Genomic DNA, 2,697 nt, shown 5'->3' with positions numbered 1-2,697 from the left:
AACCGTTATGTTCTGCAACTGGGCGGCGATCTTGCGCAATGGAGCAGTAACGCACTCGATCGCTGGCATCTCGGCCTGATGGCTGGCTATGCCAACAGCAAGAGTCACACGCATTCCAGCCTGACCGGGTACAGCTCACGTGGGCAAATCCACGGCTACAGCGTGGGCGTGTATGGCACCTGGTACGCTAACGAAGCAGACAAAACCGGGACTTATGTTGACAGCTGGTTGCTCTATAACTGGTTTGATAACAGCGTCTCCGGCGAGTACCTGCCGAGTGAAAAGTATCACTCTGACGGCATCACCGCCGCCATTGAAGCAGGTTATACCTTCCGTCTTGGTGAAAGCGCAGATGCCCGCACCAGCTACTGGCTGCAGCCCAAAATGCAACTGACATGGATGGACGTGAAGGCAGACAATCATACTGAAGACAATGGCACGCTGGTTGAGGACAGCACCGAAGGCAACCTGCAAACGCGTCTGGGGGTGAAAGTGTATCTGCAGGGTCATCATGCTATTGATGATCATAAAGAGCGTTCCTTCCAGCCTTTCGTGGAAGCCAACTGGATTTATAATTCCCGCAATTACAGCGTGAAGATGGATCGCATCGGCGATGAGATCATCGGCGCGCGTAACGCAGGCGAGTTAAAAGCGGGGGTGGAAGGTCAGATTACTCCGCGTCTGCAACTGTGGGGCAACGTCGCCCAGCAGTTGGGCGACAATGGTTACAGTGATACCCAGGGAATGCTGGGCGTGAAATATCTCTTTTAATGCCACTTTGCCACCTGTCACGTACAGGTGGCACTCTTTTTCGAACCCTGGTCTTTATGATTCGCTCGCATTCAGTCATTTTTACTATAAATATGATGAAGTTAATTCAGCTTATTTATGAGTGAAATCACTATGGCTCCTTTGCACGCCATATATAGCCCCTCCCGTTGTGCAAGTTATTTTTCATCTGTGTAACGGAAGTTAGTTGCATTCGTATATCCGGCCTCTCTTACGCTACCGTCGTACCCGGCCATGATGTGTGATTAGGGCAATACCCTGAAGATAACAGTCATCATCAGGGTTGATTAATAAGTGGTTCAGTGTTCAGGAAAAATCTACAGAAAAAGGGATTATATTTGTATTTTTCTCAACAATAGCCACATCTCTCCTGTTGTTTAATAACGCTCATGACAATTATCGCTGGTGTTCCTTAAATTAATTTTCATAAAAATCTCAAATTCCTGCCTCCGCTAAAATCCAATATAAAATTCACACAAACCACATTACTTTTCTGAACAAAAAAGCCACCAACCATCTATTAATGTAATTTCCATACCTTTTCTTTATTTCACTTACATAAAGTTTAGGATTATTAGATGTGTTTTTTCTAAACAACATAAAAAAACCACATTAACTCCACGCACAAACCACTAAAACCAATCAATACAATGAACAACTAACACTTTAATAAATTTATTGCATCTAATATTACAGATATTCTTATTTAGCAACTTGCATGTTTACGCCTTACAAGGCTTCAGGAAGAAAAATAGTGCAATAAGAAACATCTCGCCATTTAAATTTAAGGATGAAAGTGAGTGATATGAAATCAGCAAAAAACAGCTTATCGACACGGGCGATAGCCATTTCAACGGTATTATTTACACCCATATCCCTGGCCGTACCCCCACCCACAGAGCTAAATAGCGTTGTTATCATTAATAATGGCGAAGAAGCAAAAATTATTGCCTCTGAAGGTTACGATCCCGGATGGAATAATTTTACTTCTTTGACTGTAGGTAAAGATTCTAATGGCTCATTACTCATTGATAATCTTTCATTTATTACTGCCAGTGCTACCGTAGGTAATAACTCTGAAGGTTCCCTCACTTTATCCAACCATACCAACTGGCAGTTTACTAGTTCTTCATCCAACTTGTATTTGGGTACAAATGAAGGTTCCGGCACGGTATATGTGTTAGAAGGCAGTAAGATAAGTGACCTGAAGGAACTAAGGATTGGCGAGTATTATGGTGATGCCAAAGGGTTGATGGTTATTGATGGGGAAGACTCATCGGTTTCCTCTAACATTGCTATTGTTGGCGATCAGGGAATCGGCAATTTACGTATTACGAATGGCGGTACACTCACTACCTCAGCTCAGGTAGCTATTGGATATGCTTATCCAGGCAATAGTGCATCAAAAAATCGTAATAGTTATGGCGATGTTCTGGTTGATGGTAAAAATTCAACATTGAATGCTGAATATGTTTATCTTGGTGGATTCAGCCCAGATGTTGCTTTTAATACTACCGGTATTCTTACCGTTAATAATGGTGCAACAATCAATGCCAATTCGTTTATCTGGGTTACTCTCGCACCTGGCGCCACAGGTGTTTTAAATATTGGTGGTGCGCAAGGTGAGGCTGAACAGCCTGCTGGTTCGATTAATACGCCATTTATTCATTTGGGGGCTGCAGATGCTTCTTCCTCTTCGATAGTAAACTTTAATCACTCCAGTACCGATTTTCTGCTGGCCTCGGATATTCAGGGGAACGGCCAGATTAATCAAGTTGGCTCAGGAACGACAACATTATCTGGTTCCAATAGCTATGCTGGTGATACCAATATAAGCAAAGGCAGTCTACGCGCAGGTAAAGAAAATACCTTCAGCCCCAACTCCGACTATATTGTCGACAGTGAAGG

Annotated in this window: 2 protein-coding genes; both read left to right on the top strand. The window is 43.3% G+C overall.

Annotated features, from left to right (window positions below; all coding sequences use genetic code 11):
* Positions 1 to 771: autotransporter outer membrane beta-barrel domain-containing protein (locus tag FEK42_RS22655; RefSeq protein ID WP_138211987.1), on the top strand; the 771-nt coding region annotated here is incomplete at its 5' end.
* A gap of 823 nt (positions 772 to 1,594) precedes the next feature.
* Positions 1,595 to 2,697 (top strand): autotransporter-associated beta strand repeat-containing protein (locus FEK42_RS22650; RefSeq protein WP_346763569.1); only part of this gene is annotated, 1,103 nt, incomplete at its 3' end.

Origin of the sequence: Escherichia sp. E2748 (assembly GCF_005781125.1) — a bacterium.
GTDB lineage: Bacteria > Pseudomonadota > Gammaproteobacteria > Enterobacterales > Enterobacteriaceae > Escherichia.
This window is presented reverse-complemented; position numbering and strand designations above follow the sequence as displayed.